The organism is Desulforegula conservatrix Mb1Pa (genome assembly GCF_000426225.1).
GTDB classification, from domain to species: domain Bacteria; phylum Desulfobacterota; class Desulfobacteria; order Desulfobacterales; family Desulforegulaceae; genus Desulforegula; species Desulforegula conservatrix.
The window spans coordinates 1-2,277 of sequence record NZ_AUEY01000160.1 but is presented as its reverse complement, the minus strand read 5'-3'; the positions used below and the strand labels follow the sequence as shown (position 1 = coordinate 2,277).

The 2,277-nt window shown below is 39.0% G+C and carries 1 protein-coding gene; it reads right to left on the bottom strand.

Going from position 1 to position 2,277, the window contains the following annotated elements; genetic code table 11:
* Positions 1-310 precede the first annotated feature (310 nt).
* On the bottom strand, positions 311-1,129 hold the full coding sequence (locus K245_RS28510; protein WP_027360797.1) for a TIGR04222 domain-containing membrane protein: 819 nt from the start codon (positions 1,127-1,129) through the stop codon (positions 311-313).
* Positions 1,130-2,277 lie beyond the last annotated feature (1,148 nt).

The following is a 2,277-nucleotide window of genomic DNA, read 5'->3' as shown; positions in this document are numbered from 1 at the left end:
GGAAAAAAGTGAGGAAAATGCGCCTTAAATTAGGAAACTGGATCGGGAATTATAACTGTCGCTGACACGGAAAAATAATTGTCGTTGATCACTCTCCCCCTTTTCTCAGTATTGTTGAAATAATGCAAAAGTCTGCGCAAAGCAAATGATGCGTGCAAGTATGGCACACACACTACATAGAATCGTTAATTCAACAGCATTGCCCGGAGGTTAACGACATTTGTACATCAAGAATCTGACGGCGCAGCCGACAAAGATAGAGCGTTGGATGCCAATTGGAATAACAGAGCCTTTTAAAAAACGGAAAAATTCAGTCCCCTCCCCCGCATCCGCCACAACCTCCACCTCCATCGCTGCATCCGCCTCCTCCTGAATCAGTTGATCCGTCATAACCTCCTCCTGAAATTGAATCTCCTGAAAAATCCGAAGGAAAAGCTGAGCTGAAAGGGCTGAAAAACTCCATCCCTGCAATAAAAGTGACTCCAAAAATGGCGACCCCGAATAAGGCCGGATTAAATGATGGGATGTCATCTCCCTTGGTAACAGCCTGTTTTAGCCATGAAAAATGATGATGAAGAAAATTCAGATATTTTATTCCAAGCCTGGAAGTCCGTCTCTTTTTAAAGGGGTTGAAAGCTGTCAGAATTCCTAAAAAGGACAGAAATAACAAAATAACAAGAAATGCAACAGGACGACCGTATTTCAATCCGAAATACAGCTTTGCCAGGCCAATTCCAAAAATCACCAAAAAGGCAATGCAAAAAACAGTCATGATTCTAAGTCTGCCATTTTTATTCAGCATAAGCCCCATTATTTCAAGTTTCTGATAAGCTGATCCAAGATAGACATCTATAACTTCAGTTATTTCCCTGTCTGTGAAAAGCTCAGAAACTCTTCTCCTTTTTTTAAAAAAAATGAAAATAGCTGCCTGGAGAACAGCAGTCCTGCCACCTCGCATTACTGCAATCTCGATAAAATCAAGGGCCCTTGCATCGGGCAGGGGATATTTTTCAGTCCCGTCATGAAAAGCTATCCATCTACCAGTAATGATGCATGCAATTGACATAAAGATAAAATATATAAGAAATTCTGGCCCCGGGATGCTTATGAGGAAATCGAACGCGTTCATAGACCCTCCGTCACATGATATTTTAGGATGATTTTTTTGGCAAAATCGCAAAAAGTCAAAGAAAAGGTGCCGCTGTCATGCCTGATTTGATCTTGCATCTTTGTATTTTCAGATACTTCTAAATAACGGACTTCCCAGGAATGACCGAAATCGGACTTTTTGCGACCTTGTCAATATTACTCAAGGCTCAGAAAATAAAGAATCAAGAAAGATATAAAGCATGGAACAGAAAAGAACAGATACTACTGAACAGAGATTTTGAACCTAAAATTTTTGGGGCAATTATAATGAAAAAAAAATCATAAATCAAATCGTAACTATTCAAAACAGTGCCAAATACTTCGCAGCAACCACTTCTTGTTCTCTTTAAGATTTTACTGGAACATGGCCTTTTAAAAAGCCTGAAAAAAATTTGCTGAAGTATCAAAATGGATAAGGCCCGTATGCTTTCGCATGCGGGCCTTTTCTCATGGGGTGATTAAGCAGTATATGGATGTTGTTCTATTTGGGGAGTCTTTATTATATGTTTCTATTTGGTTTTAACCTGTATCTTGCTTTTCTGTTTTATCTCCTTTGCAGTTTGGTTTTCGTCTAACTTCACCGGTTTTACACACAAATCTTATTTATTTTTTATTTAAAAGCCCGATCGCTCGAGCGTTTTTTAATAAGGCCGCCGCCGTCGGCGGCCTTTAGCAAGGGGGAAGAATGAAAAAGTTCAATCTTGTTTCTTGTTAATGCAATCAAGATGCCAAAGCTCAATAAAGCCAGAAAAATATTTATATAAATACATAACTATCTGTTTTTAAAAATTTATTATAAATAATAAAAAGCGAATAATTTCTCGGTCAATAACTATGTATCCTGGCAAAGTGTAGTAAATAACCATTTTTAGCGGATTAAAAAAGCAGGTGAGTAAAAATAACACACTTTATAGCATCATCGTAATGCAAAAAAAGCTGCGGGCAATAGATATAGCTGGATTCAGCTGAATGCCGGATTCCGAGCAAAGGGAGAGCTCTAATCCGTCCCATAAATCGGCTTGATTTTTGATGCCAAGTCACCGACCACCGGCAAAGCCGGTGGCATGGGATTCTGAACCGCTCAAAGCGGTAAAAAATGGGGATCACCTAAAGGTGATTAATCAAACA

Bases quoted from the DNA above. Each gene is read 5' to 3' on its own strand.
- K245_RS28510 (WP_027360797.1), bottom strand. From the start codon at position 1,129: ATGAACGCGTTCGATTTCCTCATAAGCATCCCGGGGCCAGAATTTCTT.